Consider the following 14,610-nt stretch of genomic DNA (forward strand, 5'->3'; position numbering starts at 1 on the left):
ATATCCAGCTTAGGCTTACCCTTACAATTCCCGTGCACGGGCAATTGTCTATTTGCTTGGAGGAACCATGCTTAAATTAAAGAAAGCTTCTTTACCGTCTCATCCGTTTGTTTTGTTATTTATCAGTATTTTGTCAGTTTCGGTTTCATCGATCCTCATTAAATTCTCGGATACGCCAACTTCCGTGGCGGGGATGTACCGGTTGTTTATTACGGTTATCATCATGCTGCCTTTTGTGCCTTGGAGGCAGCTTCGCTCTTTAAAGCTGAATATGAAAGACTGGAGTATCGTGGTCCTGGCCGGAATATTATTAGGCCTTCATTTTTTGTTCTGGATGGAATCCCTGGTGCATACCTCGGTCGCAAGCTCCATGGTCATTCTGGCCTTGCAGCCGTTATTTGTCATGATCGGTTCATACTTATTGTTTAAAGAGCAGGCTAATGTGCTTACAATAGCTTGCTTGGTTGCAGCTCTCTTTGGTTCCATCCTTATCGCATGGGGAGACATAGGCGTATCGAGAGAAGCGTTAATTGGTGACGGTTTATCGTTAATCGGCACGTTAGCCGTGTCCGGTTACTTGCTCGCGGGACAGAAAGTAAGCAGCAAAATCGATGCCAATGTCTACAGCATTATCGTTTTTTTCATCGGCGGCGTTGTTTTGCTTATCAATAATTTGCTGAACGGCTATTCTTTCACGGACTATAACTCGTCCGATTGGATCTACTTCTTGCTGCTTTCGATTATCCCGACTATTTTTGGGCAATTTTTATTTAATGTGCTATTAAAATCCATCGGCGCCACTACCGTCTCGGTAGGTATTATTGGCGAGCCGGTTCTTGCTATTATTCTCGCGTACCTGCTATTGGGAGAAAACATTTCTTTATTTCAGCTTGCAGGCGGCATGATCACATTATTCGGCATGGGCATGTACTTCTGGGCAAAATCATTCATCGGAGGGCGGAAAGTCGGCAACCATGGATGAGCTAAGGAGCTATAACCTTTAACGATACATTTAAAGATCAGAATTCGCCTGAACAGATGAAGGCATATATGGAACGGGCCTTTGATGTGGAGAAGCTGGATAAGGAATGGTCCAATCCGTCTTCGGAATTTTATTTCATTGTTTGCGATGAAGAAGCTGCCGGCTATTTAAAGGTAAACGCAGATGATGCCCAAACGGAAGCGATGGGGGACGAATCATTTGAGATCGAAAGGATTTATATTCGTTCCGGCTTCCAGAGAAAAGGGCTCGGCAAGCATCTTTTTGACAAGGCATTGGAAATCGCTATCGGCCGTAACAAAAGAAGATTATATAATGAGCAAGACGTTGACATAACCTCTATTCACCAGAGCGGCTAATCAGAATGAATGATTAGCTGCTTTTTTGTTGCATTTCCCTCAACAAAATGTATAGGCACGAGTACCATAAACCGGCATATAGTAGTAAGGCATCAAGTTTTAAAGGCGCTTTCATGGCGCAAATTGGTGAAAAACGAGGTGGAAACATGCAAAATAGCAGGATTGCGTATTTCTCGGCGGAGTTTGGACTTGATGAATCCTTACCGATTTATTCGGGTGGTCTTGGCATACTGGCTGGCGACCATATCAAGGCGGCAGCAGACTTGAATATTCCCCTTACGGGCGTAGGCATATTTTACGGTAAAGGTTATTTTCAGCAGCATATTGACGAAGGCGGTTCGCAGCATCATTGGTATCCCGAAGTCGATCTGGAAGCGAGTGTTTACCCGGTTGAGCTTGTGCGGGACGACAACGGTCGTCCTATCCTTACCGAGATTCCGCTGGAGGGCAGAAAGATCTATGCAAAAGCGTTTTCCGTGCAGGTGGGCTCTGTCACCCTATACCTGCTCAATACAGATGTTGAATCAAACAGCGAAGCGGACCGCCGCTTGACTGACACGCTGTATCCCGGCGCACAGGATATTCGCATAAGCCAGGAGATTCTCCTCGGCATTGGCGGTACGAGATTGCTTACCGCGCTTGGCATTCATCCCGAAGTCTGGCATATGAACGAAGGGCATTGCGCATTCCTGACCCTGGAGCGCATCCGCATGCTGTCCGCTGAAGGGGTACCTTTCGAGACGGCACTTGAAGTCGTCAAGGCAAGTACCGTCTTCACGACGCATACACCGGTTCCGGCGGGGCATGATGTTTTCTCCGTCGAGATGATGGACCGTTATTTCGGCGACTATTACTGGCAGCTTGGAGCCGACAGGGAGCGGGTATTATCGCTCGGCAGTATGAATGGCGTGTTTAACATGACGCGCCTTGCCGTCAGCGCGTCGTCGAAAGTGAACGGAGTAAGCAAGCTGCACGGTGAAGTTACCCGGGAAATGTTCCACCGCTGGATGCCGTATATTCCGGCAAAGGATATTCCCGTCGATTCGGTTACGAACGGCATCCACACGGGAACATGGCTGGCCTCCAGCCTAAAAGAACTGTTCGACCGGCATCTCCCGTCCGAATGGTCCCTGAAAGCAGCGGAGCCCGAGGCATGGGCTGCTGTTCGGGAGATTCCGAATATCGAGCTGTGGGAGGAGCATCAGCGGGCGAAAGCCAAGATGCTGCAAGCTTTTGGACTGCCGATCTCTCCTTCGGACGGAGTACCGTTAATCATCGGTTTCGCGAGACGGTTTGCCACGTATAAGCGGGCGCTGCTTATCTTTAACGACCCGGAGCGGATCGCACGCATCCTGGGCAATCCTAATCGTCCAGTGGTTCTCGTGTTCGCAGGCAAGGCACATCCCTCGGATGGACCGGGGCAGGATTTGATCCGCAAAATCGTAGAGCTGTCTCAGGATGAAAGGTTCAAAAACCGTGTTTACATGATTGAGAACTACGCGATGGATAAGGCAAAGCTGCTTGTTCAAGGCGTGGACGTATGGCTCAATACGCCGCTCAAGCCAATGGAAGCCAGCGGTACAAGCGGGCAAAAGGCCGCCTTGAACGGCGTGCTTAACTGCAGCGTATTGGACGGCTGGTGGGTGGAAGGCTACAACGGGCGAAACGGCTGGGCGATCGAGAGCACGATCGATGGCGATCCTTGGCTGCAGGCTAAGCAGGATACCGAATCGCTTTACCGGCTGCTCGAGGAAGAGATTATTCCGCTGTACTACAAGCGGGGGGATCGGAATGTCCCCGCGGAATGGATCAGCCTAATGAAGGAATCGATCTGCTCGCTTGCGCCGGTCTACAACACCCACAGAATGGTAACCGATTATTGGAACAAGATGTACGTGCCAACAAGCGCGAGAGGGAAGCGGTACGCTGCGGATAACTATGAGGTTGCGTCCAGGGTTGCCGCCTACAAGCAATTCATTCGCAGCAATTGGTCGGCCGTCCAGGTCAGGAACGTGGATATTCAAGAAGACAATGGCAGCAGGAACGGGACGAAAAAATTCAGCGCCGAAATTCAACTAGGCACCATATGGCGCGGGGACGTGCGTGTGGAAGCGGTTGGCTCCGATGGCCATCGCGGTATCTGGAAGGTGAAGCTGGAACCGGTACAACAGCAGGAGAAGGGTTTATACGTCTTTGAGGGAGCTTCCGCAGACATCCCGACAGACAACATCTGGAAGGCTGACGTCAACGTGCGGGTTACTCCAATCAGCCCGGATTTCGCTAACGAATTCGAGCTGGAGCTGGCTGCTTGGGGGGAATAGCCAGGAGATAATATAAATAACGCAAAAATCCGGATCTCCAGGGATCCGGATTTTTGCGTGTTCTCAACCATTAAAGTGAAATCCATAGAGGTTTTCGATATCATTAGATATAAGACAGGTTTACCAGATTGAATGAGGGAGGGAGCGTTATTTATGGAACAAGAGGATAGGAACCAAAAGGATAAAGTGGTCGAGCAATTTTCGCGTAGTAGGTCCGAGTATGTGTCGAGCGAGGCTCATGCCAGAGGGGATGATCTGGACCTCCTGCTAACATGGCTGCAGCCCGAAAGCCATCACAAAGCTTTGGACATTGCAACGGGCGGAGGACATGTGGCGAAGAAGTTATCCTCTTTTGTGAATACCGTATTTGCCGCTGATCTAACGAGGCCTATGCTGGAGACCGCTCGTCAATTTATTCAGCCCGATCGTGAAAATGTTGAATTTGTTGTCTCGGATGCGGAGAACCTTCCGTTTCTAGACCAGACCTTCGATATCGTGACATGCCGGATTGCCGCGCATCATTTTCCGAATCCGGAGCAGTTTGTGCGGGAGGCTGCGCGAGTATTAAAGCAGGGCGGGAAATTTTTACTCATTGATAATGTCGTTCCCGAAGATAAATCCATCGATACATACGTCAACCAGATAGAGCTGCTAAGGGATGAGAGCCATTACAGATGCCATTCGGTAAGCGAATGGGAGCGGTGGCTGCTTGGAGCGGGATTAAAAATCTCAAATAACCGGATTCGCAAAAAGAGCTTCGATTATCCGAAATGGGTAAGAAGAACAACCCGAAGCGAGGATCAAGTGAAAGAGGTTGCTACCTTTATCCTTAATGGCGGCGGCGATGCTCAGGAATATATCGGACTGAAGCTGGAGGGTGGGGAGATTCAATCCATTACGATTGATGAGTGGATGGTATTGGCTGTTTTGGAATAGGGTAGGGACAACAGTTGCTTTTCCGTTATAATATTATCCAGGCAAACGGAGTAAAAACTTCATTCCTCGAGGTGACGAAGTCATGTTGGATACTAGCAATTATCTCAAACCTTGGATTGTAAACCGGGCGGATCCATATGTGCTCAAGCATACGGATGGTCTTTATTACTTTACCGCTTCCGTACCGGAGTATGACCGGCTTGTGCTGCGCAAAGCCGCTACGCTGGAGGGGCTTGCTCAAGCGCAGGAAACGGTCATTTGGCGGAAGCATGAAACAGGCGAGATGAGCAACCATATTTGGGCGCCCGAGCTTCATTTTATCGATGGCAAGTGGTACGTCTATTTCGCGGCAGGCACGGCGGAGGATCAATGGGCGATTCGACCGTATGTGCTGGAGTGCTGCGATGAAGATCCCATTACGGGCACATGGGTGGAAAAAGGCAAAATCGAGTTGGACTTTGAAAGCTTCTCCCTGGATGCGACAACATTCCAGCATAACGGGGAACGGTATCTGATCTGGGCGCAATATAAAGAATCCGACAGCAATCTGTACATAGCCAAGATGGCTAACCCGTGGACGATTATGGGACCGCAAATGTTGATCTCCACACCGGAATATGACTGGGAGATTCAAGGCTACCGGGTGAACGAAGGGCCTGCCGTATTGCTGCGCAATGGGCGAATATTTGTGGCCTTTTCCGCAAGCGCAACCGATCACCGGTATTGCATGGGCCTATTGGAAGCTTCTCTGAAAGCGGATTTGCTCGACCCGGGCAGTTGGATCAAGCATCCCGAGCCTGTGTTCGAGACCAATGAGGAGACGGAAAATTACGGGCCGGGGCATAACAGCTTTACCGTTAGCGAGGACGGCGCGACCGATCTTATGGTGTATCATGCGAGACCTTATAAAGAGCTTATCGGCAGTCCGCTTTCCGATCCTAACCGCCATGCCCGCATCCAGGCATTCACTTGGAAGGAAGACGGGACGCCTGACTTCGGGGTGCCGGGGAAATAATGCGAAAAAGACGTATGGGACTCCCATACGTCTTTTTATTTAACCCTTGTAATCGATATTAATATCGTAGCTGTTCATCTCGATGGAAATTTCGCTTCTTGTCTCGAAGTTGATGCTCTTTAGCCAGGTTGTATCGAATTTATCAACGGTCTCGATTCTAAGAGTCTCATACTTTTTCTTCGCTTTATCGATTTCCTTGGCCAGCCAGTACAGGTAAACAAAGCTGACGATAAAAACGGCTAACAGGAAGACAAGGAAGGAACTGTTCATGATGCTCTCATACAAACTTGCAAAGCTGCCGTGAATGGTGCCGATATTACGGAAGTAGACAATGCCAAACATTAAAAAACAAAACAAGCATAGCAGTGCACAAAAAGCAGCTCTTGATTTGTACGTTTCCCACTTTCTCTTACGGTCGATGAGTGTGTCGAATGTTTTCCTTGCATCGTTTGGTATGAGTTCACGCCAAGCTATGCCAGCCCCCTCCCTTCAAACTTACCTGTCCAATACATGTTATGCCTGTACGCATAAAGCAATGTCTGCCGGCAAACAACTAATAAGAAAAAATTGGATGAAGGAAGGAGATTGACCGATGATCACGCCGATTAAAGTAAGAGACGTGAAGGACATTGAACAAATCAACCATATCGTATCCCGTTACGACTTCGATATCTGGATTCACGGCAAAAGCGGGATGGCCGACGCCAAGTCGATTCTTGGCTTGTTTGTACTAAAGCTGAACGAGCCGTTAACGCTTGTCATCCCGGATGACGTGAACTATAAGAAACTTTTCAAAGAGCTGGAGCCGTTTCTCGTGATTGGTTAGAAAGACCGGTACGCGCAGCAGCATTCCTCAACAATTTAATACAACCCCATAAAGTTTGCTTTTACCCCCGTGCAATCCAAAATCGGGTCGTTTAGTATGGAGGTAGGCTTATTACAGGCGGACACGATATAATGGTCGCATTGCAACATAGATCATGGGGAAGGGTGAGCGGATGCTGCGTGTGTTAATCGTAGATGACGAGTTCGAGATTCGCGAAGGTTTACGTAACCGCTTTCCGTGGAGCACGTTTGGTTTCGAAGAGGTGCTGGTCGCCGATGACGGCGATACGGCGCTTATGCTGGCGAAGGATGTACGTCCGGACCTCATTGTAACGGATATAAAAATGAACCGCATGTCCGGGCTGGAATTTCTGAACGCCGTGCAGCCGATTAAGGATTATCATCCCGAAGCCATTGTGGTGAGCGGTTATGACGACTTTGATCTGGTGAAGCAGGCGATGAAGACCGGAGCGATTGATTATATTCTTAAACCAATCAATATAAGCGAGCTGGAGCAAATTGTTCGCAAAGCGGTCGAAAATATTCAGCGGAAGCGGCTCGAGCAGCATAATGAGCAGCAGCTGATCAACCAGGTGAAGTTCGCGATTCCGAAAATGCGCGAAGAGCTGCTTCGGGAGATGGTGGAGCAGGAGCATGACCCGTATAAGGAAACAAGACGGCGCCACCGGTTGACGACGTTAAACATGGAATGGATTACAGTCGAGCATATGACGGTAATGGTCATTGTCGCCGATGATCTGAAAGCCATTGAGAACCGGCGCGGGCAGGAGAAGGACCTGATTCTGTTCGGGATCGGCAATGTCGTGAATCAGACGCTGGAGGAGGATTATCCTTACCCGTACGCGATCTGCATGGACAGCTTGGGCAGATGGCTTGTTCTGTTAAGCTGCCTGCGTTCGGAGCAGGCAGAGCTGACTAGCGGAATCGCGCATCTGTGCATTAAGCGAATCAATGATTTCGTGAAGGTGAAGGCAAGCGTTGGACTCCGGACGAACCCTTGCACCTTCGAGCATCTGCACGAGATGTATACGGAAGCGCTTAGCGTTCTCGAGCAGAAGGCCGTCTATGGCGGCAACCGCGTATTTACGCTGCAAGGCGGATTTGAAGAAAGCGAGCATGCCGATTTGAAGCTGGCAGAGCCGGAAGAAGTATTGGATCTGGTCAAGTTCGGATCGGATGAAGATATAGCGGCAGCGATGGAACGGTTCGAATTAATGGTACAGGCGTGGCAGCTTACGCAGCTGCGGGATATTCAGCAAAATATTTTCGAGTGGCTGTTCGAGATTTTCAGGAAAGCCGCCGCCGCCGGTATTCCGAATAAAAAATGGGGCAGCAATCCCATCGCGCTTTGGGAGCAGCTGGAGCAATACGATACGCTGCAGTCGCTCAGGGAGCAGGCCGAACGATGCCTGAAGGAAATCGCCGCCGATTTCCGGAGTCTCTCCGCTACGCCAAGCCAGATCATATGCGAAGCGGAAAAAATATTGCAGCGGGATTACGCGGAAAGCTTAACGCTTCAAAGCGTGGCAAGCGCCGTGCACGTTACTCCCGTATGGTTAAGCAAGCTGTTCAAGAAGGAGAAGCGGCAGACGTTCCTTGAATATTTGACCGATATCCGGATCGAGAAGGCGAAGGAGATGCTTGGCGACATCCAGTACAAGGTGTACCAAATCTCCTATCAGGTCGGCTATAAAGACCCGGTTCATTTCTCGAAGCTGTTCAAAAAGCAGGTTGGCTGCACGCCCAAAGAATACCGCAGACAGCGCGGCATTATAGACGAGTAACGCATAAAGGCAGTATCCAAGGTGAATAACGCTTTCCCTTTGGAACTGCCTTTTGCTGTATCCGAATGAAATTAAGACTTGATGCCAACCGTTACGATTTTAAAGCCTTCCACGGGAATCTTGCTGCCCTCCGTCTCGCTTGCGGCATCTTCCATAATGCTGCTTAAGTAGGTTTCCGCAGCCGAATTCGGCTGGACGGCAAGCGTTGTTGGCTCACCCGACAGATTGTACCAGCGGGCCATCAGGTCACCGCGCTCCTCGTTGATCTTCAGACTGGAGAAAGCAAGGCCGTCTCCGTTCCAGGCGAGGAATTGCTCCGAGAGAGGAAGCTCGCCCTCCTGCAAGCGTGCGCCAACCGTCGTTAGCGGTACCGGGAACCGGTAAGCTTCGCGGTAGGCGTCAAAACGCTCGTTCTCGCCGCCGTAAGGGATGATCATCCATTCGGCGACATTGGCGCCAAGGCATTGCGCATCCGGAGTATGGAACACGCCCCAGTCACCCAGTTCTCCAACGCAGCGGAGCAGCGTCAGAGCAATCGTGTTACGGCCATCCTGCAGGACTTCGTATTCGTTCAAGCCCTTGCCCGCAGCGGTCAGTCCTCTCTCTTTATCGTGAACGTCGATAAACGTCTGCAAATGCTGACAGTTGCTCGGATTCTCCCATACCGCGGACGGCACCGTCTGGCGCTCGGCAACTTCGAAGATCGAATCGGCAAAATGTGTAGAGCCTTCGGCATCGGAAGGCATAAGTACCCGCAGCCGGTGATCCCTGGATCCGTTGTTGATTGTGGCATGGACGCGTACGCCTTTGCCGTTGCGATCCAGACTAAGCTTGGTGACGATAACAAGCGGGGCCAGCTCGGCGGAACGTCCTGCCTTCCGGTTGCGGAATTCAACCATTGTGCCGATCTCTTGGGCCAACCGTTCGTCAGCGCTTGCCGGGATGGCGAGCGAATGAGTGATTTCGATCGACGCGCGATACGGAGTGTCTAGGGCGACGCGAATAGCGGCTTTGAGACCTTTCGTTGTAATAGCTTTATCGCCAATAGGCTGTTTGAAAATATATTCGTTGCCGATATCGCCTACGTTCTCGTAAACGCCAAGTCCGTTGAAGGTGTGGCCGCTGGCCTTGTGATAGACGGCATAGCTCCCGTCATCTTCTACGGTCAGCTTCAGGTGGCGGTTCTCGATAACGCGGCTGCCGCTAAGAAGAGTCTTCTCTTCATTCGAACCAGCTTTGCCTGCATCGGTGCCGCCAAGGCTTGGAATCCAGGCGAACGTCTGATACCCGAGCTGGGGCAGCTTCTCCGCTTCAAAGGTTAAACGAACGGCGCGAGCCATATAAGGCTGGCGGAATTTATCGCCGGGCAGCTCGTAACCGAAGCGTACACCAAGATCTAGAGCGGTATGAGGGATGGCTGCTCCATCTGCATGAACGAGATAGCCTTCGCCAAACGTACGTGCTTTTAACTCAGCGGCAATCGCTACGGGATCCTCGCTTTGGTCGAAGAACCGGTGGGCGAATTCCAGCTCCAGCGTTACAACGGATGAGCCTTCGTAGCCGCTTGTATTAAAAACGGCAAAAGGCACGGCATCCGCACTGTACGCTGCGAAGGAGGAGGTATTGATCTTGGAGCTGATGAACCGGACGCTTTCTTCCGTCAGCCGTTTGCCAACTTCCATGCTTTTGGCGAAGCGCGTCTTCATCTCGTCGTAGACCTCATCCACGCTGCAGCCGCAGATGCTGTCATGAGGATGGTTCTGCATCAAGGTTTTCCAGGCATATTGCATCAGGCCATGCGGGTAAGGCTTGCCGAGCTGATGCGCGGCCGCGGCAAGCGGTTCGGCTACTTTTTCGAGCAGCGTCTGATTTTGCTGATTCAGCTGCTTAATATAGACGCGGGCGGACGCGGTGTTTACGAGGGAGTACCAGCCGTCGGTCTGCTGACCTCGAAGCTCGCCGCGCGTGACGCTAAGCGTATCCGGCCGCTCGGTCTCAACCGCCTGTACGTAATCGTCGAAATTGGAATGAACAAATTCATAATCCGGGAACAGCTCCCGCGCCACGCGCAGCGCTTCGGATAGATTGGTCTGTACCGGCTGATGGTCGCAGCCGTTCATCAGAAGCAAATGCCGGGTGGACGCGAACTGCTCGGCACGAGCCAGACGATGCTCCCAATAAGGCTTGGCTTGATCCGGATCAACCGGAATTTCCATGCCGTTGTTATACCAGTTGGCAAACAGGATACCAAGCACGCTGGAGCCGTCAGGCGACTGCCAGACCAGCTCGGAGAACGGCGATTCCAGTCCCGAGTCGTCTACCCGGTTATTAAATCCGGTCGCTTTGACGCCCCGGCCAAAGACAGCCGTATCAATGCCGGCCTGCTTCAGAAGCTGCGCGGCCTGACCCATATTGCCGAAGGAATCGGGGAAATAGCCAAGCTTCGAGATCGGCCCGAATTTTGCCGCGTCGCGGTGACCGATTTGCAGGTTGCGCACATTCGCTTCGCTGCTCGTCAGAAATTCGTCCTGCAGAATATACCAAGGGCCAAGAGAGAGCTTGCCCTCATCGCATAGCTTCTGGATTTGCTCCCGTTTCTCCGGGTACACTTGCAAATAATCGTCGAGAACAATCGTCTGCCCGTCAAGATAAAAGCTTCGGAATTCCGGATCGGATTCGAAGGTTTGGAGCAGCGTATCCATCGTCTCGATCAGCTTGACGTGATGGGCTTCATACGGCATATACCATTCCCGGTCCCAGTGGGTATGAGAGATGACATGAACAATGCGCTTGGAAGACGGCATGATGGTTCCTCTTTTCTCTTTTTCATAGAAGGTTAGTCATTACGCAACTAGTGTAAAGAATCGGGTATGCCGTCACAATGAGGAAAAAGCAAACTTTAAGGGGGAATGTTATCGTCCCTACAAGAAAGGCAGGTTAACCGTATGAGAAAAGTTTCGTTTCGGCTGGCGTCGTCCTTCCGCAATCGTATGATTTTTATCTTTTTGCTGATCATCATTGTCCCGTTCCTGCTCTTCGCCTACTATTCCCATATCAAGTCGATTGAGGGGATATCCGAGACGAATACAAAGATGACGATGAGCTATCTGCTTCAGGCGAAGAAGAACTTCGAAATCTATTTAAATAATTTGAATGAACAGGTCAACGAGGTTATCGGCAATAAAAGCATCCAGGACTTACTATACAAGGAGCCCGTTGACGAGCAGGATGAGGAATCGTTTGCGGTTAATATGCTGACGGCTCTCTATCATGCCACGCCGGTTATTGATGCCTTCCGGGTAAAGGTGTATCCGATAAATCCAACGAAGTACCCTTCGTATATGCGGTCTATCGATGAATCCGTGAGAATTGGCGACCAGTATTGGTTCCAGCGTTCAAAAGCAACGGTAGAGCCGACCTGGTACCTGACCATGCCGAAGCAGGGGAAATACGCAAAGCCGCTGCTCACTTACGTGAAACGATTTACCGGATTGTATGATTCCAAGCAGCGGGGGCTTATTGCAACGGATCTGTCCGACGATTTCCTGGAGCGGTATTTCTCCCCGTCGGATCAGCTCAAGGATCAGAAGCTGCTGCTGGTGAACGATAAAGGCATTGTGCATTACGATTCGGCCGTCAATGAATGGACCGGTCAGCCGTTCCCCTCGGAGTCTTTCATCAGCTATATGAAAAAAAGCGACGCCGGCTCGCAGTCTATCGCTATCGGCGGGCAAACCTACCTGGCAACCTACGTGACGATGGCCAACCATCCGTGGACGATTGTCAGTTTAACTCCGCTGAAAGAGCTGACCGGTGCCATGGATGAAATTAACCGTGTCCTTATTATTTTTCTGATCGTGTATTTGTTGTGCTGCTTCAGTGTGGTCATCTATCTGACCGTAACGTATACGCAGCCGATTGCCCATCTTGTCCGCCTGATGCGCAAGCTGGAAGCGGATAATCTCCATTATTTATCGCCATGGTCCTCCCGCAAGGATGAGGTTGGCTGGCTGTACCGGAGCGTAGGCAATATGGTGCACCGGATTGACGGGCTTGTGAAGGAGGCTGCGCGTTCGGAACGCAACAAGAAGGCGCTGGAATTCCAGGTGCTCAGCCATCAGATCAATCCGCATTTCCTGTACAACACGCTCGAGTCGATCCGGTGGAAGGCGGAAAATCACGGCCGGAGCGATATAAGCGAGATGGTATCGGCGCTTGGCAATCTGCTTCGCCTCAGTCTTAACCAAGGGAAAGAGATCACCACGCTGAAGCGGGAATTCGATCAGGTGAAAGCCTACGTGGCGATTGAGCAGGCACGGATGGGCAAGACTGTCCGGATCATGTACGCTTGCGATGAGGAAACGCTGGAGCTTCCGTTCCTTCGGCTGCTCTTGCAGCCTCTTGTGGAGAATGCGATCCAGCATAGCGTGAGGGATAACTTCGACAAAGGGAAAATCATGATTGCCGCAAGGCAAGAAGTGGATGATATTGTTATTGATATCGCCGATAATGGGAAAGGTATTCCGCAGCATGTCCTCGACCAGCTTGAGCAGGCGGAGGAACCGTCAGGCGGCAAGTTCTCGCCATCGCGCAGAGGCGTGGGACTGCGTAACGTGAATGACCGGTTGCAGCTGTATTTTGGCGAGGCTTATAAGCTGAAGATTGTGACGGGACCGGAGATCGGAACCAAAATTACGTTAAGGCATCCGGTGCTGAAGGAAGGCCAAGAGCTGGATTCGACCTTTGAGTGAGTAAAAGAGGAGTACGGTTCCATGTCATGCTGCTATAAAAGGAGGAGTATCAATTGAATAACAGACGTTACGTTATTGGAGGTTTACTCCTGACGCTTACTCTGGTTCTTGCTGCCTGCTCCGGCTATACACCAGAGTCTTCCGCTAAGTCTCCGGAGCCAACTCCCGTTACGCTCAGGCTGCTTACTTGGGCGGATGACCGTTACCAGCAGCTGTACGATATGTTCCATAAGAAGTATCCCTGGATTACGATTGAGCCGGTTAAGGTAGAAGCGAACGAGAAGGACATTACGGCGAAAATAAAAGAGCTGCAGAAGGCCGGAACACCTGCCGACCTAGCTTGGATTGACGGAGATCTGCTCGCCTATGAGGAAAAAGGGCTGTTGGAAAATTTGAAGCCTTATATGGATAAAGACTCCTCCTTCCAGGATAAAGTGCTTCCCGAAGGCTACTTCGATACGATGAATTTCCGCGGGCGCAGATTAGCGGTGCCATTCGTTGACGTGCCGATGTGGATTGTCGTAAACAAGGATTTACTGGCCAAGCATGGAGTGGAAATGCCGCCAAACAGCTGGACCTTTGATGACTTCCGCTCCATTGCGAAGCAGGTGACCGACCCTGCGCAAGGCGAATACGGACTTACGACCAGCAATGAATTCGTCATGCGCCTGCTCCCGCTTAAGGCGGCGGCCGACGGCCATGCGGCAAATCTGGCTTATTTGAACGAAGGCATGACGCAAAGCCTGCTCGATACGCCGGCCGTTCTGGACGATGTGCGATGGCTGGCCGATTTTGTGAGGGAAGACGGCTCCATGCTCTCGTGGTCCAAGGCCAAGGAGCAGCATGATATCGCGCGCAATTTCATGAATGGCAAGACGGCCTTCGAAGTCGGAGGCGACTGGCTGCTGCCGCGTCTGAAGCGGGATGCGAAATTTAACTGGGACATTATGCCCTTTCCGCGCGGGAAGCTAAACCAGTATTCCTTCCACATCTACGGACCGCTGGCTCTGCTCAGCGGATCGGAGCATAAGGACGAAGCGTACAAATGGATCAGCTTCCAGTTCGAGCTGGAAGCGCAGAAATGGAAGATCGACGAAGGCGCCAACGCTTCCGTTATTGATCCGGAGCTGACCGATTATATCGACAAAGCTCCGATCTGGCAGGGCCGTAATATCGAAGCGGTCAAGATGACCAAAGACAACGGCCTTGTCCTTCCTGGCGCGACCATCCCCGGCTTCTCCGAATACAACTGGGTCAACATGATCAACGAGATCGTGTTCAACGGTTACGATATCGAGCATCTGATTCCGGAGACTGTAAGCTGGAACAAGGAAACACTGCAGCTTCGCGAGCAGTGGAAACAGCAAACGGTTCAATAGTATAAACGGACACCGGAAAGCATAACAAGCTGGCTTCGGTACTCAGCCGGAGCCAGCTTGTTCAGTTTGCGTTTTCAATGGCGTTATCGTATAAAACCACAATGCTTTGCATTGAAAAATGCATATACGTTTTTTTCGTTACGTGCGACTATCGGAATAGATGCTTTCCTTCCATGATAAAACCATTGCGTTCAACTTCTTTCCATTTGATATAATCAA

Annotated in this window: 10 protein-coding genes and 1 pseudogene; 9 read left to right on the forward strand and 2 right to left on the reverse strand. The window is 50.9% G+C overall.

The genetic code is table 11. The features are described from left to right. The first annotated feature begins 67 nt into the window (after positions 1 to 67). The 5 genes and pseudogenes from PJDR2_RS06035 to PJDR2_RS06055 all read left to right on the forward strand — a co-directional run bounded on the left by PJDR2_RS06035 (position 68) and on the right by PJDR2_RS06055 (position 5,631). Positions 68 to 982: a DMT family transporter gene (locus PJDR2_RS06035; RefSeq protein ID WP_015842772.1), complete on the forward strand. Its 915-nt coding sequence runs from the start codon at positions 68 to 70 to the stop codon at positions 980 to 982. An 11-nt stretch (positions 983 to 993) separates the two neighbouring features. Further along, positions 994 to 1,314, forward strand: a pseudogene (locus PJDR2_RS06040) (GNAT family N-acetyltransferase); the annotation flags it as partial. A gap of 191 nt (positions 1,315 to 1,505) precedes the next feature. After that, complete coding sequence (gene glgP, locus PJDR2_RS06045; RefSeq protein ID WP_015842773.1) at positions 1,506 to 3,680, forward strand: alpha-glucan family phosphorylase; 2,175 nt, start codon at positions 1,506 to 1,508, stop codon at positions 3,678 to 3,680. A 153-nt stretch (positions 3,681 to 3,833) separates the two neighbouring features. Beyond that, positions 3,834 to 4,616: a class I SAM-dependent methyltransferase gene (locus tag PJDR2_RS06050; RefSeq protein ID WP_015842774.1), complete on the forward strand. Its 783-nt coding sequence runs from the start codon at positions 3,834 to 3,836 to the stop codon at positions 4,614 to 4,616. Positions 4,617 to 4,698: 82 nt separating this feature from the next. Further along, positions 4,699 to 5,631: a family 43 glycosylhydrolase gene (locus tag PJDR2_RS06055; RefSeq protein ID WP_015842775.1), complete on the forward strand. Its 933-nt coding sequence runs from the start codon at positions 4,699 to 4,701 to the stop codon at positions 5,629 to 5,631. A gap of 39 nt (positions 5,632 to 5,670) precedes the next feature. Here the strand turns inward: PJDR2_RS06055 and PJDR2_RS06060 are convergent, their stop codons facing one another. After that, positions 5,671 to 6,105: a DUF2663 family protein gene (locus PJDR2_RS06060; RefSeq protein WP_083778046.1), complete on the reverse strand. Its 435-nt coding sequence runs from the start codon at positions 6,103 to 6,105 to the stop codon at positions 5,671 to 5,673. Positions 6,106 to 6,223: 118 nt separating this feature from the next. On the opposite strand from PJDR2_RS06060, the gene PJDR2_RS06065 reads away from it, so the two are divergent. Both PJDR2_RS06065 and PJDR2_RS06070 read left to right on the forward strand, forming a co-directional pair. Beyond that, the gene (locus tag PJDR2_RS06065; RefSeq protein ID WP_015842777.1) at positions 6,224 to 6,457 is read left to right on the forward strand and encodes an HPr family phosphocarrier protein; all 234 of its coding nucleotides are present in this window, start codon (positions 6,224 to 6,226) and stop codon (positions 6,455 to 6,457) included. A 172-nt stretch (positions 6,458 to 6,629) separates the two neighbouring features. After that, entirely contained in the window at positions 6,630 to 8,261 is a 1,632-nt protein-coding gene (locus tag PJDR2_RS06070) for a response regulator transcription factor (RefSeq protein ID WP_015842778.1), read from the forward strand. 71 nt (positions 8,262 to 8,332) lie between these two features. Here PJDR2_RS06070 and PJDR2_RS06075 read toward each other — a convergent pair whose 3' ends face one another. Continuing rightward, positions 8,333 to 11,065, reverse strand: coding sequence for an alpha-mannosidase (locus PJDR2_RS06075; protein WP_015842779.1), 2,733 nt, complete (start codon positions 11,063 to 11,065; stop codon positions 8,333 to 8,335). Between the two features lie 141 nt (positions 11,066 to 11,206). On the opposite strand from PJDR2_RS06075, the gene PJDR2_RS06080 reads away from it, so the two are divergent. Both PJDR2_RS06080 and PJDR2_RS06085 read left to right on the forward strand, forming a co-directional pair. Continuing rightward, the gene (locus PJDR2_RS06080; protein ID WP_015842780.1) at positions 11,207 to 13,012 is read left to right on the forward strand and encodes a cache domain-containing sensor histidine kinase; all 1,806 of its coding nucleotides are present in this window, start codon (positions 11,207 to 11,209) and stop codon (positions 13,010 to 13,012) included. Positions 13,013 to 13,065: 53 nt separating this feature from the next. Continuing rightward, positions 13,066 to 14,391 carry an ABC transporter substrate-binding protein gene (locus PJDR2_RS06085; protein ID WP_015842781.1) on the forward strand — a complete coding sequence of 442 codons (1,326 nt, stop codon included), beginning with the start codon at positions 13,066 to 13,068 and terminating at the stop codon, positions 14,389 to 14,391. Positions 14,392 to 14,610 lie beyond the last annotated feature (219 nt).

The sequence above is a fragment of the Paenibacillus sp. JDR-2 genome (assembly GCF_000023585.1).
In the GTDB taxonomy this organism is placed as follows: Bacteria; Bacillota; Bacilli; order Paenibacillales; family Paenibacillaceae; genus Pristimantibacillus.

Coding starts and splice junctions, on each gene's coding strand:
- PJDR2_RS06065 (WP_015842777.1), top strand. CDS start 6,224: ATGATCACGCCGATTAAAGTAAGAGACGTGAAGGACATTGAACAAATC.
- PJDR2_RS06070 (WP_015842778.1), top strand. CDS start 6,630: ATGCTGCGTGTGTTAATCGTAGATGACGAGTTCGAGATTCGCGAAGGT.
- PJDR2_RS06050 (WP_015842774.1), top strand. CDS start 3,834: ATGGAACAAGAGGATAGGAACCAAAAGGATAAAGTGGTCGAGCAATTT.
- PJDR2_RS06080 (WP_015842780.1), top strand. CDS start 11,207: ATGAGAAAAGTTTCGTTTCGGCTGGCGTCGTCCTTCCGCAATCGTATG.
- PJDR2_RS06075 (WP_015842779.1), bottom strand. CDS start 11,065: ATGCCGTCTTCCAAGCGCATTGTTCATGTCATCTCTCATACCCACTGG.
- PJDR2_RS06055 (WP_015842775.1), top strand. CDS start 4,699: ATGTTGGATACTAGCAATTATCTCAAACCTTGGATTGTAAACCGGGCG.
- glgP (WP_015842773.1), top strand. CDS start 1,506: ATGCAAAATAGCAGGATTGCGTATTTCTCGGCGGAGTTTGGACTTGAT.
- PJDR2_RS06035 (WP_015842772.1), top strand. CDS start 68: ATGCTTAAATTAAAGAAAGCTTCTTTACCGTCTCATCCGTTTGTTTTG.